General features: G+C 59.0%; 29 protein-coding genes and 3 pseudogenes. 18 read left to right on the plus strand and 14 right to left on the minus strand.

The annotated features are described in order from the left end of the window. Window positions 1–25: 25 nt before the first annotated feature. A pseudogene (locus BS630_RS00795) lies at window positions 26–651 on the plus strand (hypothetical protein); the annotation flags it as partial. Between the two features lie 30 nt (window positions 652–681). Here BS630_RS00795 and BS630_RS36960 read toward each other — a convergent pair. After that, a complete protein-coding gene (locus tag BS630_RS36960; protein WP_155247477.1) occupies window positions 682–819 on the minus strand; it encodes a hypothetical protein in 138 nt (45 codons plus the stop codon). A 120-nt stretch (window positions 820–939) separates the two neighbouring features. Here BS630_RS36960 and BS630_RS00800 point away from each other — a divergent pair, with 120 nt between their 5' ends. Further along, entirely contained in the window at window positions 940–1368 is a 429-nt protein-coding gene (locus tag BS630_RS00800) for a DUF1515 domain-containing protein (protein ID WP_077975831.1), read from the plus strand. Window positions 1369–1436: 68 nt separating this feature from the next. Here the strand turns inward: BS630_RS00800 and BS630_RS00805 are convergent. Beyond that, window positions 1437–1862: pseudogene (locus tag BS630_RS00805) on the minus strand (Crp/Fnr family transcriptional regulator); the annotation flags it as partial. Between the two features lie 124 nt (window positions 1863–1986). Continuing rightward, window positions 1987–2223, minus strand: coding sequence for a DUF6894 family protein (locus BS630_RS00810; protein WP_025393683.1), 237 nt, complete (start codon window positions 2221–2223; stop codon window positions 1987–1989). Window positions 2224–2656: 433 nt separating this feature from the next. Between BS630_RS00810 and BS630_RS00815 the strand changes: the two genes are divergently transcribed. Then, complete coding sequence (locus BS630_RS00815; protein WP_077976273.1) at window positions 2657–2842, plus strand: hypothetical protein; 186 nt, start codon at window positions 2657–2659, stop codon at window positions 2840–2842. A gap of 637 nt (window positions 2843–3479) precedes the next feature. Here BS630_RS00815 and BS630_RS00820 read toward each other — a convergent pair. The 8 genes from BS630_RS00820 to BS630_RS00850 form a co-directional block, all read right to left on the minus strand. Further along, on the minus strand, window positions 3480–3680 hold the full coding sequence (locus BS630_RS00820; RefSeq protein ID WP_017993327.1) for a hypothetical protein: 201 nt from the start codon (window positions 3678–3680) through the stop codon (window positions 3480–3482). Window positions 3681–3994: 314 nt separating this feature from the next. Beyond that, window positions 3995–4177 (minus strand): DUF3606 domain-containing protein, encoded by a 183-nt coding sequence (locus tag BS630_RS00825; RefSeq protein ID WP_077975832.1) that lies wholly within the window; start codon window positions 4175–4177, stop codon window positions 3995–3997. 171 nt (window positions 4178–4348) lie between these two features. Further along, window positions 4349–4585, minus strand: coding sequence for a hypothetical protein (locus BS630_RS00830; protein ID WP_077975833.1), 237 nt, complete (start codon window positions 4583–4585; stop codon window positions 4349–4351). A 214-nt stretch (window positions 4586–4799) separates the two neighbouring features. Next, window positions 4800–5243, minus strand: a complete 444-nt coding sequence (locus tag BS630_RS00835) for a pyridoxamine 5'-phosphate oxidase family protein (protein ID WP_025393686.1) — start codon at window positions 5241–5243, stop codon at window positions 4800–4802. 84 nt (window positions 5244–5327) lie between these two features. Then, window positions 5328–5474, minus strand: a complete 147-nt coding sequence (locus BS630_RS37185) for a hypothetical protein (RefSeq protein WP_017959492.1) — start codon at window positions 5472–5474, stop codon at window positions 5328–5330. Window positions 5475–5545: 71 nt separating this feature from the next. Then, the gene (locus BS630_RS00840; RefSeq protein WP_077975834.1) at window positions 5546–5908 is read right to left on the minus strand and encodes a hypothetical protein; all 363 of its coding nucleotides are present in this window, start codon (window positions 5906–5908) and stop codon (window positions 5546–5548) included. Window positions 5909–5986: 78 nt separating this feature from the next. Then, complete coding sequence (locus BS630_RS00845; RefSeq protein WP_012756525.1) at window positions 5987–6250, minus strand: DUF1488 family protein; 264 nt, start codon at window positions 6248–6250, stop codon at window positions 5987–5989. A 140-nt stretch (window positions 6251–6390) separates the two neighbouring features. Beyond that, window positions 6391–6690, minus strand: a complete 300-nt coding sequence (locus tag BS630_RS00850) for a hypothetical protein (RefSeq protein ID WP_077975835.1) — start codon at window positions 6688–6690, stop codon at window positions 6391–6393. A 174-nt stretch (window positions 6691–6864) separates the two neighbouring features. On the opposite strand from BS630_RS00850, the gene BS630_RS00855 reads away from it, so the two are divergent. Together BS630_RS00855 and BS630_RS00860 are read left to right on the plus strand one after the other, a co-directional pair. Next, complete coding sequence (locus BS630_RS00855; protein WP_077975836.1) at window positions 6865–7269, plus strand: hypothetical protein; 405 nt, start codon at window positions 6865–6867, stop codon at window positions 7267–7269. A 70-nt stretch (window positions 7270–7339) separates the two neighbouring features. Next, window positions 7340–7705 (plus strand): hypothetical protein, encoded by a 366-nt coding sequence (locus BS630_RS00860; protein WP_077975837.1) that lies wholly within the window; start codon window positions 7340–7342, stop codon window positions 7703–7705. A gap of 139 nt (window positions 7706–7844) precedes the next feature. Here BS630_RS00860 and BS630_RS00865 read toward each other — a convergent pair whose 3' ends face one another. Continuing rightward, window positions 7845–9350: a DegQ family serine endoprotease gene (locus BS630_RS00865; protein ID WP_077975844.1), complete on the minus strand. Its 1506-nt coding sequence runs from the start codon at window positions 9348–9350 to the stop codon at window positions 7845–7847. Window positions 9351–9950: 600 nt separating this feature from the next. Between BS630_RS00865 and BS630_RS00870 the strand changes: the two genes are divergently transcribed. Together BS630_RS00870 and BS630_RS00875 are read left to right on the plus strand one after the other, a co-directional pair. Next, window positions 9951–10940, plus strand: a complete 990-nt coding sequence (locus BS630_RS00870) for a LacI family DNA-binding transcriptional regulator (RefSeq protein WP_077975845.1) — start codon at window positions 9951–9953, stop codon at window positions 10938–10940. A 108-nt stretch (window positions 10941–11048) separates the two neighbouring features. After that, window positions 11049–11969 (plus strand): LysR family transcriptional regulator, encoded by a 921-nt coding sequence (locus tag BS630_RS00875; protein WP_077975847.1) that lies wholly within the window; start codon window positions 11049–11051, stop codon window positions 11967–11969. 53 nt (window positions 11970–12022) lie between these two features. On the opposite strand, the gene BS630_RS00880 is transcribed toward BS630_RS00875, so the two are convergent. Beyond that, on the minus strand, window positions 12023–12976 hold the full coding sequence (locus BS630_RS00880; protein WP_077975849.1) for an NmrA/HSCARG family protein: 954 nt from the start codon (window positions 12974–12976) through the stop codon (window positions 12023–12025). Between the two features lie 241 nt (window positions 12977–13217). Between BS630_RS00880 and BS630_RS36965 the strand changes: the two genes are divergently transcribed. The 11 genes from BS630_RS36965 to BS630_RS00930 all read left to right on the plus strand — a co-directional run bounded on the left by BS630_RS36965 (window position 13218) and on the right by BS630_RS00930 (window position 25318). Beyond that, window positions 13218–13373, plus strand: a complete 156-nt coding sequence (locus BS630_RS36965) for a hypothetical protein (RefSeq protein WP_158081395.1) — start codon at window positions 13218–13220, stop codon at window positions 13371–13373. A gap of 198 nt (window positions 13374–13571) precedes the next feature. After that, window positions 13572–14912: a polysaccharide biosynthesis/export family protein gene (locus tag BS630_RS00885; RefSeq protein ID WP_231285179.1), complete on the plus strand. Its 1341-nt coding sequence runs from the start codon at window positions 13572–13574 to the stop codon at window positions 14910–14912. A gap of 117 nt (window positions 14913–15029) precedes the next feature. Next, window positions 15030–15803, plus strand: coding sequence for a glycosyltransferase family 2 protein (locus BS630_RS00890; protein ID WP_077975853.1), 774 nt, complete (start codon window positions 15030–15032; stop codon window positions 15801–15803). Window positions 15804–15829: 26 nt separating this feature from the next. Then, complete coding sequence (locus tag BS630_RS00895) at window positions 15830–16990, plus strand: glycosyltransferase family 4 protein (protein WP_077975855.1); 1161 nt, start codon at window positions 15830–15832, stop codon at window positions 16988–16990. Then, window positions 16977–19076 (plus strand): hypothetical protein, encoded by a 2100-nt coding sequence (locus tag BS630_RS00900; RefSeq protein ID WP_077975856.1) that lies wholly within the window; start codon window positions 16977–16979, stop codon window positions 19074–19076. The genes BS630_RS00895 and BS630_RS00900 overlap by 14 nt, the downstream gene beginning before the upstream one ends. After that, entirely contained in the window at window positions 19073–19960 is an 888-nt protein-coding gene (locus BS630_RS00905) for a DUF6492 family protein (protein ID WP_077975858.1), read from the plus strand. Before BS630_RS00900 ends, BS630_RS00905 begins: the two co-directional genes overlap by 4 nt. Continuing rightward, a complete protein-coding gene (locus BS630_RS00910; protein ID WP_077975860.1) occupies window positions 19957–20784 on the plus strand; it encodes a hypothetical protein in 828 nt (275 codons plus the stop codon). The genes BS630_RS00905 and BS630_RS00910 overlap by 4 nt, the downstream gene beginning before the upstream one ends. Beyond that, entirely contained in the window at window positions 20777–21778 is a 1002-nt protein-coding gene (locus BS630_RS00915; RefSeq protein WP_077975862.1) for a glycosyltransferase family 2 protein, read from the plus strand. The genes BS630_RS00910 and BS630_RS00915 overlap by 8 nt, the downstream gene beginning before the upstream one ends. Window positions 21779–21780: 2 nt before the next feature. After that, on the plus strand, window positions 21781–23160 hold the full coding sequence (locus tag BS630_RS00920; protein ID WP_077975864.1) for a polysaccharide biosynthesis protein: 1380 nt from the start codon (window positions 21781–21783) through the stop codon (window positions 23158–23160). Between the two features lie 16 nt (window positions 23161–23176). Then, the gene (locus BS630_RS00925; protein WP_077975866.1) at window positions 23177–24361 is read left to right on the plus strand and encodes a glycoside hydrolase 5 family protein; all 1185 of its coding nucleotides are present in this window, start codon (window positions 23177–23179) and stop codon (window positions 24359–24361) included. Window positions 24362–24817: 456 nt separating this feature from the next. Then, entirely contained in the window at window positions 24818–25318 is a 501-nt protein-coding gene (locus BS630_RS00930) for a hypothetical protein (protein ID WP_077975868.1), read from the plus strand. Window positions 25319–25332: 14 nt separating this feature from the next. Here BS630_RS00930 and BS630_RS36250 read toward each other — a convergent pair. Next, window positions 25333–25434 (minus strand): annotated as a pseudogene (locus BS630_RS36250) (quinone oxidoreductase); the annotation flags it as partial. Window positions 25435–25436 lie beyond the last annotated feature (2 nt).

Raw genomic sequence — 25436 nt, forward strand, 5'->3', positions numbered from 1 at the left:
CGTTCGCGAAATCGCAGACAACGAAAATGGCACCTATACCCTGACGGTCACCGGGTCGAACAGTTTTGCCGATAATTTCGCCGGATCGGCTACATCGCCGCGACCGGCACGATTACCGCCAACGACCTCTATCTCAGGGCCTCCTACCAGAGCTTCTCGGCCAACAACACCTGGCCGGCGGACGGCACGGATGCCTCGGGCAAATGGCGGCTGCGCGCCGATATCCTGGCGAAGATCTCGGCCTGCTGCGACGACGCGATCGATACCTATGCGGCCTGGGTTTCCGGTGAAAGGGACGGCGTCTGGCCCGGCATACTGGAGCTACCGAGCACGGCGGTGACCGTGCAGTCGGGCACGGATGGCGTCGCGACCTACACGACGATCGAGGTTGCGGATGCCAGCATCTTTGGGCCGGAGCAGGAGATCAGCACCTATACCGGGCCGGATGGCCTTGCCCGCCTGTCGACCACATCGATCGGCAGCATCTCCGGCAATACGATCACCATCTCGATCCCGCGCTCCACGGTGCTGCCGGTCGGCTCTATCGTCCGCCCGAGCGTCACGCCGGATGGCGTCCACCCCTACGGCGCAGTGATCGACCGTGTCGTGGGCGGCATTCCCCAATCCGAGAAGGTGAAATTCAATCCATAGGCAGAGCGAACGAAGAGGCCTTCGACGTCGTCACTTCGGCTCCGGCTGCTGGATGACCGGCGGCGGCGTTTCGCTCTTGCCGCTGCCTTGAATGAACGGCTTGATCACCGGGATGCTCAGGATCGACGCGACCATGACCCCGATGATGATCATCAATAACATTCTCATGGGCGCCTCGCTTCAGATCGATTGAGCTGTCTTGCGGCATGCATACGCCTCTTCGGGAATCCGAAGGTTCAACATCCCTAGGCTGAAAACGTTCCATCCCACAACAGAGCACCAATAGAGATGACATCCAATGACGATATCCTGCGCGCCCTCGGGCGCGTCGAGGGCAGGCTGACCGGCATCGAGGAAAACGTGGCACTTCTGCGCAACGAGGTCGGTGAAGAAAAGGCCAATGCCCACGACTTCAGCGCCGTAATCCACAAGCGTCTCGACGAACAGGCCAGGCAGATCAACTATCTCGATACCAGGGTGGCGATCAGCGGCGGTGCGGATGAGCATATCCGCGAGGAGATCAAGAGCCTCAAGGAGACCGTCGAGAAGAACCAGGAGGCGGTGGGGCCGGCGCTTGAGGAGTGGAAACGGATGAAGACGATCGGCTACGGGATATCGGGGTTGATTGCGTTCGCCGGGCTGACGATCGGGGGCATCATTGCCTATGCGAGCGATGGCGCGGTGGCGGCGCTTCGGCATTGGTTGAAGATCAATTGAACTCGGTATTGCCGGTGAACGTCCTGGTGCAACAGCAGTGGCGGGCCTGCCAATCAGCGGTGAACTCCTCAGAGCATATTCCCAAGCCGATTCCCGTTTAGGCTGGCAGGATGAACCACCTGCGGTTCCGGTCCCTCGATCAGCCGCTCGTACTCCTGCTCCGGCACGCCGTAGCAGCCGCCTGCAATCTCGATCAGCTTGTTGCGATCCGTAATGCGGACGTTGCCGCGTGTCGATTTAATGGCGTGCATGCCTTCGAGAATGTGCAGTTCATCGGTGACGCCCGCCCGCCTGACGCCCAGCATCAGCGCCAGGAATTCGTGGGTCAGTGGCAGATCATTGCCGTCTATGCGGTCGTGACACATGAGCAGCCAGCGGGCCAGCCGCTGATGCATGTTGAACTTTGCCGCAGCCAGCGCGCTGTGGGCAAGCTGCAGCTCGCAGGTATGCACATAACGCAGCAGCAATTGCCGCACGCAGGGGTGCTCGAGGACGTCAGGCGTCTGCGCCGGAGGCGCCAAAGCACGCTCGATCGTTCGGATTCGCATCCTCGCGCTTCAGCTCTTCATTTGGATTACGTCGGTCGCAAAAGGGGCGCACATCTTCGCGCGACATGCATTAGTCCAAGTGAATAGCCGACCGGAAGGGGACTGTCGCAACCAACGCGCCGTCTTCCGTCATGATCTCGAAGGCGCCGCCGTTCGCCGGATCGCCGGTACGGATCCTCTCCGCCACGATTTCGCGGGCGGCAGCGGTTGCTTCCTCGCATGCAAGCTCAGGTGAGGCCAGGTCAATGCCTTCCGGATCTTCCTCGAAGACATCGTTCCGGCGGACATGGAAAAAATACTTTGGCATGATTTCCTCCGTCAAAGAGATTCCCCCAAACCGCGCGCAAGGCCAGTTGTTCCCCCGATCTTCGATTGAACTCCATGCCAAAGTGCCGAGTGCAGAAAAAAGCCCCACCGAGGCGGGGCGAGTTGGGGTTCTTGGGAGGAATGGTGGGCCGCACGGAGGTATCGAAGTGCATGGTTGTGAAACCTGCCCTCCACACGACCCGGCGCCCCTTACGCTTGCGGGATGCTCTTGTTCCCTGGCCGATGGAATATTCTCATCAATCGTTGCGCTGAGCGCGGGTTCCCCATCGTCGAAAGGAGTATTCTTTCCTCCATCCTTGCCGCGCGGCAAACCTGATAGTGGGTTAATTTCGGAACATGTCACCGCTAAATTTTAGGGCTCGCTAATGAACAAATCGGCGGCATTCAGGTTCTCCTTTCGAAAGGAGATCGACATGAAGAGCATGAACAGTCGCCAGGTTCGCATTCCCGGTCCGCGAGAGCACGATGTTGCGGAGCACTGCCGCAAGTTCGGCATCGGCCCGGCGGAGGAGAAGAAGCTGAAGAAACTGCTCGGATCCAAGGCGCCGCTGCATGAGATCCAGGCCAATGCGCCGCCGCGCCAGCCAAGGTGGCGTTAGTCGGGAGACGTTCGAAGCGGTTTCCTCGGGAATTGCATAATCCAAAAGATGAGAGCGATTCAGTCATGAAAGCTGAATCGCTCTCATTCGTGAAGAGGTCGCGAAAAGCGGCGCATAGGAGCGTTTCACGCCGCATTACGGCATTGATTCAAAGATTGAGCGAGGCGATGAAGCGTCGGCAAGGCGTAAGAAATGGCCCTTATTGCCTGGATTTCTGAATATCGATGGAGTTTAAGATGTGGGCCAACTGCTCGGCTGGCTCCGCTTCGATCCGCTGAAAGCCCCGCTCCGGCGGGGTTTTCGCGGCGTTCCGATCTGGCTGTCGATCTTCACAAGCCGATCGGCGTGACGGCCGCAGTCGTGCCGGGCAGGCGTCAATGAGCCCTAGGCGGGTTTTTCGGAATCGCGGTGCTGTCGCACTGCCTGGAACTTCAGGCAATATGAGGGGTTTTGCCGGCGGATCGCGCGGCAGGTCTCGTCTCCTGTACCACTGCTACCCCTGCAGTTGCTGCGCGGTCCACTGTTGCAAACGACTCACGGAAGGCTTACTCGCGGCTCTTGACAGCGGGCGAAGCCACGCTTGTCGTCCGTCACCTGCAACGCTCAAGAAGGCACTGTTGCGCGCCCGCACAGCCTATCAATGCCGTGGTTGCCGCGACAGCATCAGGATGTAATCGTCTGCGATATCGGCAACCACCATGGCGGCTTCCGCGGCCGTGTATCCCCTGCCGATGGCGTCGCTGACGATCTTCATCACGGCAGGTTCAAGCGCTTCGCGGCAATCGGACAGGCTTTCGACATGCGGGCATTTTGGACGAAATTCCAAGACGTTATTCATGGCACACCCTCCATTTGATTGAGCTCGAGCCCTGTGAAGGCAAGCCGGCCTCTCCCAGAAAGGCGGGCCACGGTTCCGGCGAGCTGCTTCAGGAACCAGAAGCGTTATCGTGAAGCTACGATGGCATAGGAGCGGATGTATTCAAGCGCATGCTGATATTAAGGTAAGCCAGTAGGGTTAATTCGTCCACCGATGTTGCATCGTGGCATCGCCGGCAGAGGGAAAGCCGGCAGTCGCGAATACAATGTCATCCGAACGTTGCAGCGGTATTAGGATGACGACATGCATGAGCGCCTGCCAGACCATGTTCTGCCTCAGGCGCTGATGCGCCGGCCGGCCTTGTCCGCCTCTTTGCGATTGGCGCCGTGTTTTTCGATGATGTCCCGGGCATCTTCGTTGGAAATACGGTGTTTCTTCGCGAAATAGATGACGTCGTAGGGTCCGTCAGCCACGGCCGCTTTGGCGGGCTGGACCTTTTTGCTTGTATCATTGGTCATGATTTTTCCTTTCAGGGCAAAGTTGCGCCGGACATCAGCTGATGTCGCCGCGCGTCAGCTCTGGAACAGGATGATTTTTGGCCGGGTCGCTTCGAATCGGAATCCTGTTCTCAATTAAAGAGTTAGAGCATGATGTCGTTCGGTCGGCTGAAGAATGGGCTTCGTGCCGTCTTATCGATGGGCCCGGGCCGTCTTGTGTTTTTCCCAGATCTGCGTTGCCTGCGCTGCCGTGCCGGTCTTGTGGAATCGCAGCAGGTGCAGTCCTTCGTTCCGTCGTTTTTCGTTAAAGGCGCTGTTTTCGTAGTCGGTGCCTTCGACAATGCTCTCACTTTGAAGAACGGCCTTCAACTCCTGCACATAGTGTCCGGTGATGTTGAAAAGTGCTTCATTCTCAGGTGCGTCTGTCATCGTTTTCCCTATGAGTGGTCGCGTGGCATTGAACGCAGTGCTGCGGTTCAGCTGGCCACGTTGGTGGATGCATCAAGCAATCCGCGCCCCTATGGGAAAGGCTGGTATCGGACAGCGTTTAGCTGGAGGTGTCTGTCTGGAGTTCCATATATCATGCAGCAGCGCACCCTTGCCAATCAAGGATTAAGGCGCGGCGAGTCTGAACGCTCGCATGTTAAACTACTTGCCTCCCCGATACCACCTCAATCGAAATGCCGAAGAATATGGAGGGAGCAGGGCTGTCTTCGCTTTCCGAGTTTAAGGCAAGCGATCCGGGTTCCCACCAAAACGGTTGCTTCTGCAGGAGAGACCACGCGTGGAGGCGTTCGTCATGCCGAGCCGGCGTATCGGTCAGCTCATCATAGGTGCCCTGAACAAGCACGCTCTTCCATGTTCGGTTTTCGCCGAATTCCTCAACCTGAACACAGGCGGGTGAATGGGCCCGCAATAGATCAATCTTCAGCCCCGGCATGGAAAATACGAAAAGCCGGTCTTTGTCAAAAGCATACTGAATGGGAACGATGTAGGGATATTTTTCGCCGAGGCATGCCAAGTGGCCACGGGTGTGGCTTGCCAGAAAGGCGAGGCAATCTTGTTCACCCATTTCTCGCAGTTGCATCGCGTTATCCAATTCCGTCAGCGTTCAGCCCTTTGTTTGATAGGCAGCAGAGTGTCTTAGCTCGCCGCGACAGTCTTGCAGCGCCTACCAGAACACATCGTTGAGAATGATATAGACGATAAAGGCCAGACAGATTGCTGGTGTCGATTTCACCAGGAAGTCGATATACCGGAACCTGCCGATATGCTGAGCCAGGCGTTTCCACGAATGGATGTTTACCGTGGAAGACATGATGCCCTCCTTTGGTTGGGGCCGGGTAACTCTGATTACCCCGGGAAGCAGCACCCGTTCACAAGCTGCCACTACACCAAATATGGGCGCCAAACATCTGCGCTACAAGGCGTGGCGGATTGCCGGTCCGGCCGAGAGATCCCGCTGTTGTGTACGATCGCAAAGGGCGGCGCGGAGGTGCCAGGATTACTGGGCACGTCCATAGAGGATTGCGCTTCTACCTCAACCATCGCTTCGATCAGTTTCAGCCGATCGAGCTTCCGCCGTTGATCGTCGTAGAGCCTGCTGAGCAGCGCATAGGCCGGCCCGGAGGGTCTGCCTTTGCGCAATAGTTTCCTGATCACCATTTCCTGATCGGCAACGCGATGCGCCGCCTTCACGATATGGCGACGCGCCAGCTTCAGGTCCTTGGGGCGGTATCGTGTGGAAACCATATGTTTGCTCTCCCTGTCTCATCCGGCAGTAGCAGGATGGTGGCCATTTCAGTTCACCGGCCGCATGCCTTCCAGCGATCAGCGAAAATCTGCAGCCGTGAGCGTGAAGTTGTTTCCGCGTCGATGCTGATAGGCTCTCGATGCGGCCTCCTGAATGGCAGAGCGCGCCGCATCAAAGGCATTGAGATAGGCGGCCTCGGAGGAGTTCTGGGTGATCGCGCTGCCGAGGGCTGCTTCTTCGACCAGAAACCGGACTTCGAACATGCCGTCATAGCCGGTGAAGCGGACGCCTTTTCTCGCTTCGTCGAAGCTGCGGCTTCTGTTGGGGAAAATAAGTGCCATTGCGGTTATCCTTGGAAGTGGGCGCTGCCGATCTGCGGAACTCGGGCACCGGTTGTGATGATGGATGCACGAGGGAGCGAGTAGCTTGACGCCGGATGTCCAGCGATCAGCCTGCCTGCATGTTGGGGCGTCGGCAGATCTCAGTGGATGGTCTGCACGATAACCCGGTTTTCAAGCAAGGCTTCCGATGTCTTGATCAAGCGCATCGTACCCGTGATAACCTGATCGGAATAGAGCGAATCCGCACCGGAAATTTCGTCCGTCATATCGCGGAGAACTTTGTTGATCTCCAGCAGAGGCGGCACGAATTCCACCAATCCGGCGGCTGCCAGCCCGTGCGTCAGGCGCGCGATCGCCTCTCGCAGGTGATCGACCAGCGCACGCCTTTCCACCGGCAGTGCCGACGGCTTTGTGAGGGTCGCTTCATCGTTGAACTGCATGATGCGAATCCTCCTATAGCTAAAATGGGTTCCGCCACGCCATTATCAATGGCCGCCGCGAATGAGGTTGCGGTCAGCCGGCAATAAGCGCAAGCTAATTTATCGGCGGGCACGATACGGGCACCGCTGCTTGGGGCGCGCCAGTGAACCCTAGCCCCAACGAAGGAGGACGCCATGTCTTCCACATCAGATCAGTTTTTCGGTGTCGACAATTTGAGAATGCTCGATCGTATTCTGCGAAAGGCCGGCTTTCGCGGCGGCGAAACCCACGCGGCCGATGAGGGTGAGATCACCGCCACAAGTTTCCTGATTGATTGCTTCCAGATGGGGATCGTCGATGAGGCCGCGTTGAAATCGGCGCTGAAAATGTATCTCGCGACACAGTTGAAATCAGGCCCGCTGCCGCAGGCAATGGAAGACGCCTCCTTTGCCCGATGGCAGGATGACGGCGGCGCCCCGGTGAAAGCCTATCGGATCGCGCGGTATACGGCGTCCGGGCGTGCGGACGCACCGCTGCGGCCGCCAGCCTACCGCTTTCCCAAAACCAGGCTGCCTGAACGATTGTCCGAGATCCCGTGAACGTCCTGCTACGATGTCGCCGGCACCCCCGATCGATCGTCGCGATGACATGACGAACACGGAAGAAGACATGTCTGGGATTCACGCAGTTCAAAAGGACAGGGCCAGGAAAAGCAAGATCATCGCCTTCTTGCGGAAAATCGTAACCTTAAGCCCGACTGCAGACGATCTCATAGCGCAGGCGCGTCAAGCGCGGTTGTCGTCAGCGGAGGAGGGGATCGATAGCGCCGCCTATGGTCTGGCGCGTCCACACAAAGGTCCGTTCGATAACGCGACGGCATTCAGTGCTTCCACCTACGACCATGATCTCCCGACGCAGCAGCAATTGGAGGCGGCGCAACGCAGCCACTCCGATGCGGTAAAGCAGCAAGAGGCAAACCGCCAAACAGGCAAATTTCGTAGGCGTGCAAAGCGGACGAAGCTGAAATCTCCCTGAGCAGGAAATAGAGAGACGGACGGCGCCCTGTAGATTTTTGCCGCCTGAGCGGTGCTTGGCTTCTGGTGTCTCCGCTCCGTCCGTCGAAAAGCCAGCCTCAGGCAGGCTTTCCTGTTTTGCGGCAAAGCTCAGGCCGCCGTCAGGCAGCCCCAAACGGCACGGCGACGAAGGTCTTGTTGCCGTCGCGTTCGACGAGCAGCAGCACCGACTTGCGGCCGGCCTTGCCGGCCTCAGTAATCGCGCCCTTGACGTCGCGGGCGTTGTGGACCGGTCTGTCATTCACCGAGACGATGACGTCGCCCGACTGGATACCGGCGGCAGCCGCCGACTTGTCCGGGGCGACCTTGGCGACCACAGCGCCGCTGATCGAGCGCGGCAGGTTGAGCTCTTGGCGCACGTCGGGCGTCAGATCGGCAAGGCCGATGCCGAGGCTCGGCTGGCCGGTGCTCTGGCCTTGGGTGTCCGGGCTTTCGGCCGCGGCCTGCTTCTGGCTTTCCTCATTGGTGCCGACGGTGACGTTGAGATCGATCGTCTTGCCGTCGCGCCAGACGCTGAGGGATTTTTTGGCGCCGGGCGAAAGGTCGGCGACCAGGCGCGACAGGTCCTTCGGCGTCTTGACGCTCTCACCGCCGACTGAGGTGACGATATCGCCGGGCTTCAGGCCGGCATGGGCGGCCGGCGTATCGGCGGTGACGGCGGCAACCAGCGCGCCGCCGGTCTTGTCGAGGCCGACGGCATCGGCGACATCCCTCGTGACCGGCTGGATCTGTACGCCGAGATAGCCGTGATCGATCGAGCCATCCTTCTGCAGCTTGGCGACGATCGCCTTGGCCTCGTCGGAGGGAATGGCGAAACCGACACCGACGCTGCCGCCGTTCGGCGAATAGATGGCGGTGTTGATGCCGACGACATTGCCGTTGCGGTCGACCAGCGGACCGCCGGAATTGCCGTGGTTGATCGGCGCGTCGATCTGGATGAAATCGTCATAGGGCCCGCTGTGCAGGTCGCGGCCGCGCGCCGAGACGATGCCTGCCGTCACCGTGGTGCCGATGCCGAAGGGGTTGCCGATCGCCAGAATCTGGTCGCCGAGCTTCAGCCTGTCGGAATCGCCCCAGGCAATGGTCTGCAGCGGCTTGCCCGCCTCTATCTTCAGCACGGCGACATCGGATTTCGGATCGGTGCCGATCAGCTTGGCCGGCAGTTCCGTGCCGTCATCCAGCGTCACCTTGATGTCGACGGCATTGTCGATGACATGGTTGTTGGTGACGATCACCCCGTCGGGGCTGATGATGAAGCCGGAGCCGAGCGCCATCGCCTGCTGCGAAGGCCGCTTTTGCGGTGCCTGGCGCGGCAGCGGGATGCCCTGATCCTCGAAGAACTGGCGGAACTGCTCGTCCATCGGCGACTCCTGCTCTCCGGCGCTGACATCGCTCGCCTTCATTGTCGTGGTGATGGTGACGACGGCAGGCTTGTCGGCATCGACGATGGACGCGAAGGAGCCGCTCGGCGCGAGAATGCCGCCGGTATCAGAGGGCGCGGCAACGGCGTTGGAGGCGTTGATGGCGAAGGGCAGGCAGGCTGCGCCGGCGATGATGGCGGCCCCGACAAGGGCTGTGGTGCGATGGTTGCGGAGGATGTGTGACATGGTGGTGATCCCTTGGGCGGGTCCCTTGCGAGAGCGTTGGCTTGGATGGCGTCGTGGTTCCATGTCCTGGGACCTGGCGTCGGATGGCGTTTGGCGCCAATTCCTCCTGGGAACACGCAGTCGTCGAGGGCGGTGGCCGGGGGAAGAGAAGAATTGGCGCTCGGGATTCATATGATCCCACCAAGCGGATTTACAAATTAAAGTTTGATCATGTTTATATTGCCGATTTGTAAGATATGACTGGAATTTAATCTTCACTCCCGATGTGTTCCGGCCGACCGCCCCGCTTCAGAAATTCCGGCCTGGTCTTGCCTCGTTTCGCGTCCTTCGCGATGTTTTCATTCGAAAGTAAATGGACTTATTCCCGAAGGCAGTGATCCGATTGCCGCATGCGCCCGTAATTTGCCGAAAGACGATCCTGCTGCTGTTTCCGGAAATTGTAGTCTTGTTGCGAATATAAAATGTTAGTAGACTCTAAATTATTTCTTCTTCAGAAAGTAAAGATCGCGAATCGAGAGCTAGCGAGTCTCGCGGGCGACATACAATGGGGCGGTGAGGACGACAGTGGAGCGGGGGCGGAAGGCCAGGCGCGGCGCGCATGTGAAGTTGAGCGATGTGGCGAAAAAGGTTGGGGTCAGCCCCATCACCATTTCGCGCGCGCTTCGCAATCCTGAAATCGTCTCGGAGGATTTGCGCGAGGTTATTCTGCGCACGGTAGACGAGATGGGGTATATCCCCAATCTTGCCGCCCGGGCGCTGGCCGGCCGCCACAACGGCACCGTCGGCGTCATCACGCCCGCTTTGCACCGGCCCGCCTTTGCAGGCCTGATGATCGGCATCGAGGATCGATTGCGCGCCACCGAATTCGGTGTGCAATATTCCAACACGCTCCACCATGCGGATCGGGAGGCCGGCCAGCTGAAATCCTTCCTGATGCAGAAGCCGGCCGGCGTCATCATTGCCGGTGCCGAATCCTATGATGATCTTCTGCCGCTGATCGAGAACGCCGCCTGTCCGATCGCCCATATCACCGATCTCAGCCAGGAGCCGGTAAGGCTGGTCGTCGGCCTTGATCATCATGCGGCAGGCGCCGAACCCACCCGTTTCCTGCTGTCGAGGGGCTATGAGAGGATCGCCTTCATCGGCGGCAGCACGGATCTTCGCTCGCGCCGCCGCAGGGAGGGCTATGAAGCCGCGATGCGCGAAGCCGGCCGTTTCGATCCCGAACTTGCCATCGGCGCGGATGCGGCAGGCACCACCGGTCTCGGAAGGGAATTGTTGACCCGCCTGTTGCAGCGCGTGCCTGATGTCGATGCCGTCTTTGCCCAGAACGACGAACTGGCGCTCGGTGTGCTCATCGAATGCGGCGTGCGCGGCATCCGCGTGCCGGAGGACTTCGGCATCTGCGGCTTCAACGATCTGGAATTCTCGGCCTTCACCGAGCCTTCGCTGACGACGGTCCACATACCGCGCTACGATATCGGCTACCGCGTCGCCGACATGCTGCTGCGCGCCGTCCGCGACGAGTCGCCCGGCGAAGACAAGGTCGATTGCGGATTCTCCATCATCTCACGCGGCTCGACGCGGTAGGCTGGCATGATCTGCCGAATGAAATTGGACCGGCCTGTCGTATGCTCGAACTAGGCACGTTCCAGTTTATTGCCTATATGGAATGAATGACGATCACTGTGCTGAAAAATGGATAGTGCAGGGCTGTCTCTCGACAGAATGCGCACCTTTATTCGCGTCGCCGAACGCGGCAATCTGTCGATGGTCGCCAGAGAGTTGGGTGTCGGTCAATCCACAGTGACACGGCACCTCAATGAGCTTGAGGAGGCTGTCGGCGTACCGCTTCTCAGCCGAACCACGCGTCGCGTCACCCTCACCGACGAGGGCAGCCGCTATTATACCAACTGCCTGCAGATATTGCGCCTGGTTGAACAGGCTGCTGAAGAAGCCAGAAATGCCCGTCAGGCCCCCGCGGGCGCTGTTCGGCTTTCCTGTACGGCAGCGCTCGGTGTGATGCACATCACGCGCCTGATCTTTGATTTCCAGGACAAGCATCCGGACATCCGGGTCGACCTCAACCTGACGGACGAGCGGATCGACCTGGTTCGCGAAGGCGTCGATGTCGCACTCCGTCTTGGGCCTCTCGCCGACAGTGCGATGAGACTTCATGCGCTCGGAGAAAGCCATCGGCTGTTGGTGGGCGCTCCGGCCTATTTGTCCGCCCACGGACGGCCGGAGCGCCCCGCCGATCTGTCACGCTACGAAACCGTCATAATGTCCAATGTGGCAGGCAGCGATCAGCTTGTTCTTTCCTCTCCCGATGGCACAAGCCTGATGATCCCGGTGAGCGGCAAGCTGCGTGTCGATCACGGGCTTGCGGCGCGCAGAGCCCTTGCCGCCGGACGCGGCATTGGTCCCGCACACCTCTGGTTGGTTCACGATCTTCTGGACGACGGGCAGCTCGAGGTCTTGCTTGGCGACTATCGTCCTTTACCGGTTCCGGTGAGTTTGCTGATCGTTCCAGAGCGTGCCGCCATTGCCCGCGTTCGGCTTCTGGTCGACTTTCTTGTCGCCGAGGTTTCCAAATTGCCGGGAATCCGGCCATCGTGATTTAAAGCTCGTCGCGCAAAACTGTGCAGCGGTTCGAAAGATCGCGACGCGCTTTAGAATCCAAAAGATTGTTTATCGCCACGCCAACCCGTCTTCCGCAGATACTGCTCCCAGTTGAGCGTGTCGGGTTTCACGCCACGGCTCCATTCGAGGTCATGCTCCTTGCCGAAATATCCATATTCGACAGCATATTCGACCATCCCGAGAATCTCTCGAACGAGAAGTTCATTGGCGGCAAACTCTGGAAAATAGCGCAGCAGGCCATCCCTGGTGAAAGCGTTTCGATACTCGGCCTTGAGCCCGGTCGCACGCTGAAAGGTTTCGACCATCTCCCGCGGAGAAATGATATCCCCGACGATCGGCAGCGTTTTGCCGTTGTAGCGCTCGGGGTTTGAGAAAATTTCGAGGACGACCGGCCCGGTCGCCGTCAGCGGATCGACAAAAGGCGCTCGGAAATCTTCGGGAAGATAAATCGGCAGCAGGAGCGTATCGCCCTCCATGCGCGGCACATAATATTCGAGAAGATTGGTGTAGAAGAACGCCAGCATGACGAAGGAATGAGAAATAGGCAGGCCGCGAATATGGCCTGCAACGCGCGCCTTGTCGGTAAAATGCGGCGCATACTTCGTCCCGCCGGTGATCTTGTCGACATTCTCGAGCGTGCTGAAAACAATATGCCCGACGCCGGCCTCCACGGCGGCATCCGCCAGTTGCTGCCCGAGAGGAGCCTCGATTGTCTCCGGCGGGGCGATCGGCGGCGTCATCAGAAATGCGCCGTCCGCGCCTTTGAATGCAGCAACGAGGTCCTTCCGAAGGCCAAGTTCCAGAGGGACGGTGACGATCTCAGCGCCGAGTTTCTCCAGGCGTAATGCTTCAGGCGAATCCTTTTTCCGGGTGAAAGCTCGCACCCGGAAACGTTGGCTCTGAAGGAGTGCCGCGGCGACGCTGCGCCCTTGTTTGCTCGTTGCGCCGGCGATCGCGATCAGTGGCTTTTCATGTGCAGACATAGAGCTTTAAACCTTTCCCTGTCATTGACGCCGGCTACGGTGCCAGGCGTCGTTTTGCGGAGAGCGCTCGGCCTGTGCCGAGAGCCCACCTCGATGGCGGGCACCGTATCGCAACAGGTTCTATGGCTGTAGATATCTGAAATACATAACATAATGCCATTTTTCGGATAAATGGCTGCCAGTTAGCGCGCATACAACTCGGTTCGCCATCCTGGATCAGAACGCCGAAACCCGCGCCCGGATGCTCGGAAGCGCCGAAAGCCATCCCCTGGACACTGCCGATATTCAGGATCGCGACGGCGCAAGTGTCGTTCTTGAAGCCATTTCTCAAACGCTGGCCTTGGCTCAGAGCTGCATTGCAAAGATCGCAAACTTCACCCTGCAGATCGCTAAATAAACCGATAAGGCCAAGGTTTTCGAAGTGCTGCCCGGTCGCCGCAAGATATTACTTTTATTGATTTCTTTTCGACTCAGGATCTTAGCCTGTCTGGCAGATGTATTAATCTTTGTTAAGTACTGTTGAATATGGTTAATATTATGCTAACCTTAAAGAGATCAGGGGGCGTTCAGCGCTTTCAAAGCGGAAATTCGAAACATGAAGCTTTCGAAGATAATATCTCCAGCGATGCCTAAATATAGGTCGAGAATCGGTTCTCGCCTACATCAAACAATACTGTGCGTGGTGTTTGCAGCAATTGTTCCAATGACGCCAGCAGCGGAAGAGTTACCTTCGCCTACGGAAGCGGTCTCGGTTGTGACACCTGGTGAGACTTCGGCCCGGCAGCCTCAATCGTTGCGTGACGGTCTTCGCTCGGGCGATAAATTGAATCTCGCATTTTATGAAAGCTTGGCCTCCGTCGAAGATCGCTGGACGGGCTCACGGGGCACGGTTCCCTGGAACTTTTACCAGCGGCCCGAGCTCACTGGCGAATACGTCGTTGAAGCGGACGGAACGATTGCGCTTCCGCTTTTGGGACGCTTTCCGGTTCGAGGGCTTCCTCCGGCGGATGTGGAGGCGATAATTCTTCCGTCGTACGAAAGTTTGGTCGGCAGAAAGGGGTTCGTGAATATCGTCAAGATTGAGCACCAGCCAATTTATATTACCGGCCCGGTTCGCAATCCTGGCTCGTTTCGATATGTCGATGGCATGACGGTTCTGCATGCCGTTGCGCAAGCGGGTGGCATGGCGGCGAAGAGTATCGAGCCGTGGCAGAGCGTGGACCTTACACGCCAGATCGAGCGGTTGAAGGCTGGGCTGGCCGATCTGAAGCGGCTTGCGTCGCGAACCGAGGTGCTCAGGGCAAAGCGCGATTCCGTACAAATTGCCAGCATTGGCACACTTGTTCTTGGTCCCGATCCCGATGCTCAACGGTTGCTGGATGATGAGACATGGCAGCGCCAATTGGTAACGACGAGCAAGGATGCGCAGAGCAGTGCTTACGCAAGATCTGTGGCCAACGCTCAGGCCGATCTCGACCTGCGTCAGGCACGCGTCGGCAATTATGATGCCACCATTCGGGTCCGTCAGGATCGGCTGGCAAGTATCGAGAAGTTGGCCAAAAACAAACTTGTCACCAGCATTGAGTTGACCCGGGCACAAAGCGAACTGACCGAGTCGGAAGATCGAAAGCAGCAGGCCGTCATCGATGTCGAGAGCGCAAAGCAACGGCTGGCGGCAGCGAAACAGGACGTTGAGCGCGATCGTATCGAACGCAAGATCGAGATCGAAAAGTCGGCAGCGGATGCCGAAAGAGGCCTATCCACGGCGTTGAAGACGACCGAGAGCGATCTTGAAATTTTCCGGTCGATGGTATCGTCGAATGATAGCGCCGGTGTTGAATTTGAAATCGTTCGGCCTGGACCGAATGGTGTCATCGTCGAACCTGCGACCGAAGAAACGGTCTTACAGCCAGGCGATTTGATCAAAGTACATTGAGGCTTAGCCGCATACTCTTCCCGACTGGGGAGAGTTTAGTCCTCCTCTCGGCCAAAGAGCTCAGGGGCATCGTCGATTTGCGATTTGTCGCGCGGTCCAAAACGCCAAGGAGAGCTTATGTCTACAATCGAAGCTTTAGAATCCTCGCATTCCTCAGTGCCTGTCCAAGGCCCGATGTTCAAATTGCCAAAGACCTCACTCGTCATTCCAACCTTGAACGAAGCGGAAAACATTAAGCTGCTCTTGCCCCGCATACCGACGTGGGTGCATGAAATCATTATCGTCGATGGGCGATCGACAGACGGAACGCCTGACATAGCGCGAAGCATGCGCGACGATGTCAAGATCGTACTCCAGCCCAAGAAGGGCAAAGGCATCGCATTGCGGACCGGCTTCGAAGCCGCGTCTGGTGATATGATCGTCATGCTCGATGCTGACGGGTCGATGGATCCTTACGAAATCATCTTGTTCGTCGCGGCTCTTGTTGCAGGTGCGGATTTCGTCAAGGGTTCGCGCTTTATGCAGGGTGGCGGCACCAGCGACATGACAGTCATCCGCCGTTTCGGCAATCTCGGCCTGACCCTCCTGGTCCGCATGCTCTATGGCAGCTCTTTTAGCGATCTGTGCTACGGCTACATGGGCTTTTGGCGACGGCATGTTCCCTTGCTGCGTGCCGATTGCGACGGCTTCGAAATTGAGACGCTGATCAATTTGCGGGCCCTGAAGAACAAGCTCAAAATCATGGAAGTCGCGAGCTTTGAATCGGAACGTATCTACGGCGTCAGCAACCTGCGTGCCCTCCCGGATGGCTGGCGCGTGCTGAAGACGATCTTTAGAGAACGCGTCAGTACGCCGACGGGCGTCCAGGTCCTCGAGCAGAGTATTTCCTGAGGTCTGGATGTAATTGGCGAGGCCGCATGATGCGCATTTTGATGCTCAGCGCGAGATACCTGCCTTTTGCCGGAGGGACGGAAACCCATGTAAGCGAGGTCGCAACCCGGCTCGTGCGCAACGGGCATGCGGTAACGGTCTTGACGGGCAATCCTGACGGACTTCTTCCTGCAGCGGAAAGCCGAGACGGCGTGCGGATTGTCAGGCTGAAGACGTTTCCCCGTGGGCGGGATTGGTGCTTCGCCCCCAGCGTCTTTAAGGCCGTCGCCGAAGGTGATTGGGACCTGATGCATGTTCAGGGCTACCACACTTTCCTGGCACCGCTCGGAATGGCTGCCGCATCGCGCAAGGGGCTTCCTTTCGTGGTCACCTTTCACAGCGGTGGCCATTCGTCGCGACTTCGGTCTTCGATCCGGCGCTTCCAACACAGAATGCTTGCGCCTCTGGCCACCAGAGCAGCGCAACTCATTGGCGTGTCGCGGTTCGAAGCGGATCTGTTCAGCCACAATATGGCAATCGCGAGAGACCGGTTCATCGTTGTCCCCAATGGCGCGCGCCTGCCGGAAAAGTCCGGGCGGCGACCCCCTTCACCTCACGACAGGCCGCTGATTGTCTCGCTCGGCAGGCTGGAGCGTTATAAAGGTCATCATCGGGCGCTTGCTGCATTTCATGTGCTGGCAACGAAATTCCCGGATCTGCGCCTTCGGATCCTAGGAGAGGGGCCCTATGAGGCGAAGCTGCGTCAGCAGGTGGCCGAACTCGGGCTCGGCAACCGTGTCGAGATCGGGGCAATTCCGCCGACCGATCGGTCCGCAATGGCCGATCTTTTGTCTTCGGCCGCTCTTGTCGTGCTCCTCAGCGATTATGAAGCTCATCCCGTGGCGGTTATGGAGGCGCTTTCGGTCAAGGCTCCCGTACTGACCACCGACACATCCGGCTTTCGGGAGCTGGCTGAGGAGGGGCTCGTGCGATCCATTCCGCTCAACGCTTCGCCAGACTTCACCGCGCGTGAAATGCTCGCCGCCATGGACGCGGGGCCGATCTCAATCGAGACGAGGTTGCCGGACTGGGACGATTGCACGGACCGGCTGCTGATGGTGTACAGACGCGTCCTTTCGCATCCGCAGCCTGAACTGCGAACCGGTCCGGCACTGCTTGGAGATTTGAAGCACGATGACCGTTGTTAAGGGGCGGACTTCTCCAGATCAGCAGAAGTCCTACCAGGACGGAGCTTATCGGCATGGCTATACGGGAAGGGTTTCCCTTCCACGCGTCGATCTGTGGATCGCCGCATTTCTGGGCCTGCGCAGGCAGGACAGCGCGGTCGGGGGTAGTGCCGATCCTTCGTCGCTGGGGATGTCGCCGGTCTTCGCATTCCTATGCAGCTGCGCCCTTGTTGTGGCCGCTCTTGCTGCAAATGCCAGTCGGCTGGGAGAGGGTTGGGCGGTTCCGGCGTTCTATTGCGCCATCGCCGCGATCTTTCTCCCCGCGGCGGCGCGGATCATCCATCCGGGGGCCAGCCGCCTGGAGCGGTTGGCGCTTATAGTGATCGTAACCTCAGCCCTCTTCGTGGTACGCCTCATCCGCGCGCCCGTCGCCTTCATAGACCATGACGAATTCCTGCACTGGGCGACGGTGAACGACATTCTGGAGGCGGGGCGATTGTTCCTGCCCAATCCCCTGTTGCCGGTCAGCCCCCTCTATCCTGGGCTGGAGCTCATAACGTCCGCCTTGGTCAACCTGTCCGGACTGTCCGTCTTCGCTGCAGGCCTCATCGTGTTGGCGGCGGCACGGATGATGCTGATGCTCGCGCTCTTCCTGCTCTTTGAGAAGATCACGGGCTCGCCACGGATCGCCTCCATTGCCTGCCTGATCTACATGGGCTCGTCCGCGTTTTTGCTGTTTGACGTCCACTACTCCTATGAAAGCCTGGCGATCCCCATGCTTGCGGCGGTACTGTTGGCTTCGGAAAGCCGACGCATGGAGCGGGGCGGCACGGCAGGCTGGCCGAAGATCGTCGCCACCATCGTCCTCATCGTGGCACTCGCAGTTACGCATCATCTCACCTCCTATTTTTGCATGGCCCTTTTGTGCGGCACGGCGGTGATGGAATGCCTGAGGCAGGGCGCGTCCTCTATGCAGAGGCAGCGGGCGATCCTGCTGGCCTCGATCGCCGTGATTGCTCCTGTCGCCTGGTCGAAGATCGTCGGGAATCCCACCGGCAGCTACATCCTTCCCGTACTGGCAGGCGGCATACACGAGGTAGTGCAACTCGTATCGAACTCGACCGCGACACGTAAGCTTTTCGTGTCGGACACGGGAGCCTTGGCGCCTGCTTGGCAACGTTATCTGACGATGGCGGGCGTCGCGCTAATCTGCCTGGGACTTCTCACCGGCTTTCTCCGCTCGCTCGTTTTCAATGGGCAGCTCCGGAATGCCAGCATGCTCTGGCCGCCAACCAGATGGCGCCTATGGCGGTCAAGCCTTCTCGTCGTCTTCGTTTTGGTGACGCTCGCCTATCCTGTCAGCATCATCTTCCGCCTGACGCGCAGTGGGTGGGAGATCGGCAACCGCATCGGCTCGTTATCCTTCCTCGGCGTCGCAATTGTCGTCGCGGTGGCTGTCGCGGCGTTCTGGCACGGCACGTCGCGTGGCTGGCTGCGCGCAACGGCGCTTGCCGCCGCCGCAACAACGGTGCTGATTGGTGGCGTCATCAGCTCCGAGGGGCCACGTATCCTGGTTCCGGCCGGCTATGAGGTGTCGGCCGACTCCTCGTCGATAGAACCTATGGGGATCAGCGCCGCAAAGTGGACCAGGGAATGGCTGGGCGGCGACCAGCATTTCGCAACCGATCGGATCAATCGCCTGCTCCTGTCCACTTACGGCCGGCAAAAGGTCTCGACCACGCTTGAGAGCGGGCAGGATACAGGCATGGCCATCACCGCTGCCGATCTCGGCTCGATGGAACGCAGGCTGCTGATCGACTCGAGCGTCGGGTTCGTCATGGTCGATCTACGCACGACCACTGGCCTGCCCGGCGTCGGCGTCTATTTCGACGGCGGCACGCAGGACCGAAACCACACGGTCCCCCTCCAGTCGTCGTCGCTGCTCAAGTTCAATTCCGAGCCCGATGTCGACCGCACCTTCGACAACGGTTTCATGGTCATTTTCGATGTCGGGCGGCTCGGGAAAACACGGCAGCCCGCGGCCCCTCCTAGGCGGACCGGAGAGCCGGTGCAATCCGTAGGACGACCAGACGGAGATTTACAATGATCGATAGCCGTATCGACGCTTTCATGTGCGTCCATTCGCGGGACATCGAATACTTGCTCGAAGCGTCCCTTCGCGCCTACCAGCAGCATTTCCCCGACAAGGGAAACCTGACCATGGTCACCGACAACCCGGCCGCTTTAAGAGCCTTCCTCGACGCCAAGGGTCTCGTGCCTGGCGCAGCCGTCACCGGCGACAACGACTGGCTTTCGGCCAGAGAACTGGAACTTCCCGGCTGGTTTCGGCAGCAGATCGTCAAGCTGCGCGCCTTCGAATTCTGCCGGACCGAGCATTTCTGTAATCTCGGTGCGGATACACTGCTGTTGCGGCCCATCGCGACGACCGATCTGATCGACCGGGGCGAACCGGTTCTCTATTATTCCAGCCACAGGCTTCCCGATCTGCATTACCGTTTCGAGAAGCAACGGTTGCGCAATGTTGCAAAGATCCTCGGCGTCGAGCCGGCCCGGTCTTTTCGCTATATCGATTTCATCAACGATTTCTTCTGCTTCAAGCGCGAATGGCTCATCGCGCTGAATGACTACATCGCGTCGAAATACGGCTCAAAAGCCTACATCGAGCTGCTCAAGGGTCTGAGCGCGTCAAAGGACCAGACACGGTTCGGAGAATGGACGCTCTATTCCGTCTTTCTGCTCGATGTGATGCACCAGTCGCCGACGATGCGCGATGCGCGCGGGGCCTATTTGACGCAGATCCATAGCCGTCTCGGCCTCACTCTGAGCCGGCTGGACAGCAAGATCGTTCATCTCGTCCAGAAATCCTTCGACCCGAACGTGATCCGCCAGAAGCTCATGAAGGTGAACCCGGGCGCCGCTCAGATCATCGGCGCGACGGCATGGGCGGATGCAGGAGCTCGTCCCCGATGATGGCCCGCCGTGTCTTTCCGGGAATCATTCCGCTGTGGGTTCTTGCAGCTGCCTTGGCCGTAACGTGGCTGCCCGAAACCTTTTCGACCTGGGAGAAGGCGGTCCGCCTGGCGCTCTGCGCGCCGCTGATACTGTATCTCCCGGGCCGCATGCTGGTGGACACCCTGCGCATCGAGGGCGATATGGTCACGAGGGGGACGCTCGCGGTGTTCCTGAGCTTCGCGACCTGCATTTTTTTGGGGCTTCTGCTGCATGTCATCGGGCATCTCGATGCGCGAGGCTGGGTCTACGCGCTGGGCCTGACGACTATCGCCGTTCGGTGGCTGAATGTCGTTTTGCGGCTCGCAAGGCCGGATCCAGCCATTCCGTGGGCTTGGCCCGGCCGTCGTTTTTGGGCCTTCGCTGCTTCCATGATCTTGGCGACGAGTTCCGTCCTCGTGGCGCGCCCAGTCGCGCTTGAACACAAGCCGTTTCAGTTCACTGAGCTTTGGATGGTGCCCAAATGGACCTGGACGAACAATGTGGTAACGGTCGGCGTGCGCAACTCGGAAGACGCCAGGACGCTTTACAGTCTTGACCTTGTTCTGGGCGGCACATTGATTGGAAAGATGCCGGCCTTCGAACTGGCGCCTTCCTCCAGTCAAACCTTCGAATTCTCCGTACCGACAAAAACACGCCCACCCGTACGGCTGGAAGCCTGGCTCTACAAGGACGGCGACAGGGGAACGATCTACCGCAAGGTCTGGATGACCATCGACACGCTCCAGTCGCCGGTACCGACCGGAATTACCCTTCAATTAACCCCGGAGCCGAAAAATGGATAATTTCCAGCACCTCGCGTCCGGCAAGCTCACGACGGCAATCGTCATCTGCTGCTATTCCGACAAGCGCTGGGACATTCTCAACAAAGCAATCGAGGCGGCAGCGCGCCAGGTCCCGGCCGCGGGCGAGATCGTCGTCATCGTCGATCACAATCCGGCACTCGCACTGCGTCTGCGCGCCAAGCGCTTCGAAAGCCCGGTCAGGATCGTCGAGAACATTCATCCGCCCGGCCTCTCAGGTGCCCGCAACACCGGGATTTCTGTCAGCCGCGGCGAGGTCATCCTGTTTCTCGACGACGACGCTGTGTCGGATCAGGATTTGCTGGCGACCTTGGTGCGGCAACTCGATGATCCCTCGGTTCTGGGCGCCGTGTCCGCCATCCGCCCCTTGTGGGAAACAGACCGTCCGTCCTGGTTTCCCGACGAATTCCTGTGGACCCTCGGCTGCACCTATCGCGGCCTTCATCCAGGGCCGGTGCGCAACCTCATCGGCGCGTCCATGTGCATCCGCCGCGACGTCTTCGATCATACGGGCGGCTTCGATTCCGGCTTGGGCCGAACGGCCAAGGCTTTGCCGCTCGGATGCGAGGAAACCGAACTCTGCATCCGTGCAACCAAGGCCTTGCCATATGGCCGTTTCGTCTTCGAGCCGTCGAGCGGCAGCGATCACGCCATACCCGCCGATCGCGCGACGTGGAAATATTTCCTTCATCGATGCTGGGCCGAAGGGCTTTCAAAGGCCAGCCTATCGTTGATGGCAGGCTCCGGTGAGGCGCTGGCGTCGGAAAAGACCTATATGACGAGGACATTGCCCCAAGGGGTTATGCGGGGATTCGCTGATGTGCTGCTTGGCCAGCCGAGCGGCCTTCTTCGCGCCGTCGCGCTGGGCGCCGGCCTGGCGGCCACTGCGGCCGGCTTTGCTCTCGGCCGGACCCGCGCTGCCCTTAGGCGACCTTTCACCTCCGTTCCTGCTCGCGCTCTCGAACCCGTGGAATAGGCATGATGACCGTCAGCGCCGCCATGACCAAGGCCCGCAACCTCCTGATCGATCAGGCGGTTTTGCTCCTCAATGCAGGCTTGCTGGGGCTTGGAACGTTGATGACGGCCGTTCTCGGCTTCGTCTACTGGTGGTTCGCGGCGCGTTCCTTCTCGACCGAGGCTGTTGGCCTCGCCGCCGCCGCCATATCGTTGATGAATCTCCTCGCGAATCTCGGTGAAGTCGGTCTCGGACCCTTCCTGATGGGCGAGATAGGCCGTCAGAAGAGAGCAGGTCCCTTTTTGACGGGCGCCCTCCTGGCCGCGTTCAGCGCCTCCATCATGGTGGGGCTGATCTATCTTGCTGTCGCCGCCTTCACATCGACGCAGCTTGGCTCCATCGTCGGCTCCTCCGCGACCGATCTCTTCTTCGTCGGTGCTTGCGCTCTGACGGCCGTGACCCTCGTGCTCGACCAGGCCCTGGTCGGCCTGTTGCAGAGCGGCCTTCAACTGGCCCGAAATGTCGTCTTCGCCGCCAGCAAGCTTCTTCTGCTGGTCGCTCTCGGTCTGACACTCGGCCGGGCGAGCAGCGAACTGGCGATCTTCACCACCTGGTTTACCGGGCAGCTCGCCTCGCTGGTCGTCGTGGCCGGGCTTCTTGTTTATGCCGGCAGGCGCGTTTTTCACCGGCCGGAGATCCACGCCTTCCGCCCGGCGCTCGGACAGGTTTTCGGCCATCATACACTCAGCATCGCTGTTCAGGCGCCGGCGCTGCTGCTGCCCTTCGTCGTCACGGTGATGCTGTCGGCCGAGATCAACGCCGCATTCTATGCCGCCTGGACGGTGCTGAACGTCGCGCTTCTCGTCCCTGCGTCACTCGCCTCGGTGTTGTTTGCCATCGCTTTTCGGGAGCCGGAGCTGTTTCCCGCGCGCCTGCGCCTGTCGCTCGGCCTGTCGATGCTGGTTTGCGCGGCGGCTGCCTTGGCGTTCCTCTTCCTGTCGCGCTTCATGCTCTGGATATTCAATCCGGCCTATGCTGTGATTGCAGGAAATAGTCTCCAGTTTCTGGGCTTTGCCGCTTTCGGAATGGCGTTGAAGTATCATTATCTCGCGGTTCAACGTGTCCGGCGGCGCCTGGGTTTTGCTACGCTCGTTCTGACCGGCGGTGCGGTGCTGGAGATCGCGGCCGCCGTCGGTGGCGCGCAATTCGGGATTGCAGGCACTGCCAACTTCTGGGTCATTGCTGTTTTTCTGGAATGCCTCCTTCTGTGCCCGGCATTGTATTGGGCCGCACGGCGCACTGGGACGCCGTCCGCCACCGCGCCATCAGCGGCAGACGGCGTCTCGACATACGGCAATGTCCTCGACAAGGCAGACCAAATCGGAATTGCGTCACGGGCTTGAAAGGGAGTTTCTTCGCATGAGGCCTATTCACCGTTTCCGGAATTTCGCTGTCGGCGCTGCGGCGGTGGCGCTTTTTTTGTCTGCTCAAGTCGGATCTGCGGACGCGCAGTCATCTGCGCATCCATCTTTCGTCACGACGAAAGAGGGGGGCTTCCTGCTGGACGGAAAGCCATTTCGCGTGGCCGGCGTCAACAACCATTATCTGACATTTGGCTCGCCAGGCGAAGTCACCCGCGTGTTGGACGATGCCACGGCAATGAGTGCCAATGTGGTGCGCACCTTCCTGCAACCGGTTATAGGGTCGCTGGACGGCCAGGTGCCAACGATCTGGAATTCAAAGAGCACGGCCGATTCCAGCAATCTGGGCACCAAGGGCATCTATATGATGAGTTGGGATCCGATAACCAACAAGATGGTTCCCAACGACGGACCCGACGGCCTGCAAAAGGTCGACTACCTCATCGCGGAAGCGGCGAAACGCAAGCTTAAGCTGATCCTCGCATTCGTCGATTTCTGGGCCTATACGGGCGGTGCCCAGCAGATGAACGCCTGGTACGGGAGTTCGGACAAATACACTTTTTTTGCCGCTGATCCGCGAACTCGCCGCGATTACAAGGCATGGGTTCGGCATGTTCTGTCGCGCGTCAACACGATTACTGGCGTCCGCTATTCCGATGACCCCACCATATTTGCCTGGGATCTGGCCAATGAACCTGACATCCATCCCAAACCGCTCCTTCATGACTGGGTGTCGGAAATGTCAGCCTATGTCAAATCCCTGGCACCGAAACAGCTCGTCACGACGGGCCATGGGAACATGGAACAGAAGCTGGCGGATATGAACATTCCCAGCGTCGATTTCGGCACGTGGCATGGCTACCCATCCTACGTCAAAATGAGCCATTCCGATTTCGACGCCCGCATTCGCGAATACTGCGCGATCGCACGAAATATCGGAAAACCGGTGATCCTGGAGGAATTTGGAATTCCCCGATCCGATGCCGATCAGGCAAATGCCTATGAAACTTGGCTGAACACGATCGCCACCTCGGATTGCGGAGGCTGGGTGGTCTGGCGGCTTACCAGCACGCAGGATTCGGGCCTCTATCCTGAGGACGACTACGACAAATTCGACATCCATAACGATGGAAGCCCTGCTTGGCAGGCTCTGCGCGCCGCCGCCCTCAAGCTCAACGATTGAGGCTATGAGTCTTCCGCCGGTCAGCATTCGTCGTCTAGAGCGGTAGGTCGGGTATGCCACGGGGCTGCCATTCGACTTGATGGCTGCCAACAACCGAGCATACAGCTCGATGGCGAAAACCGATTTCAAGAAGAAAATATAGGTGACACGAACCCGGATGGGTTGCGCGTCCTTTCCCCCGGACCAGGATGATTTTACGCCGGGTCGGCTAGACGAGTGATAGCGATCCTAGCACGCCAGACTATTGACCAAAATGCTTCCACATTTTCTTGCGATATAAACTGGGCCTCCGGCTTCGCCGGATGTTTGCGCTCTCCAGTATACCAGGGGAAAACCAGAGAATTTTCGAAGGTCAGCATTTGTTAATATGAATAATGCGGACGGCTCGCCCGCAGAAGCGGTATCGTATAATGAAACATCATCGGGCTAACCCGATTCGAGATAGGGATTGCGGCAGTGAACTCTTCACGCTTTCTTCAATCAGTCGCCGAAGCCGAATCCCATGATACACGCTTAAATTTCGCGCGCGCCGCGATTTTTCAGCTGTATAGTGCTTGCCTGCCGACCGGTTCTGCGCCGGCTCAGTTTTCCGTCGAACTCACCCTATCTGAACAACAAGCAGTCACGCTTGTCGTCCGGCCGGTTGTCAATAGTATCGAGGCACTTGGCGGGCTTGTGAAATCCCTGTTTTCGACAAAGGCGGAGACCGTACTGCGAGCCGTCCCATGCAGGGTGGAGGATAAGCTTGGATCCGGCATTGGATTGATGCTTTTCGTCGACGACGAGCCGATGATTACCATCGGATCGCTCGCCGATAATAGCGGACTGTTTCTCCGCCAGATCGAGCCCGCATCCAGGAACACGTCCGGGGTTGCCACAATCGGCACGGTGGTAGGCCAACGACTTGCCAGTGTGGTTCCTATTCCGACTGGATCTCTCCAGCGTAAGCCAAAATAACGGGCTCTGAGCAATCAAGGTATCAGCAGGATACTGCCCGCCGAGCGTCCGGATTCGATCTCTTCGTGCGCCTTCGCAACATCGGCCAAACGATATTCGGCACCGATCTGCGAAACGG

Source organism: Rhizobium laguerreae, from assembly GCF_002008165.1.
In the GTDB taxonomy this organism is placed as follows: domain Bacteria; phylum Pseudomonadota; class Alphaproteobacteria; order Rhizobiales; family Rhizobiaceae; genus Rhizobium; species Rhizobium laguerreae.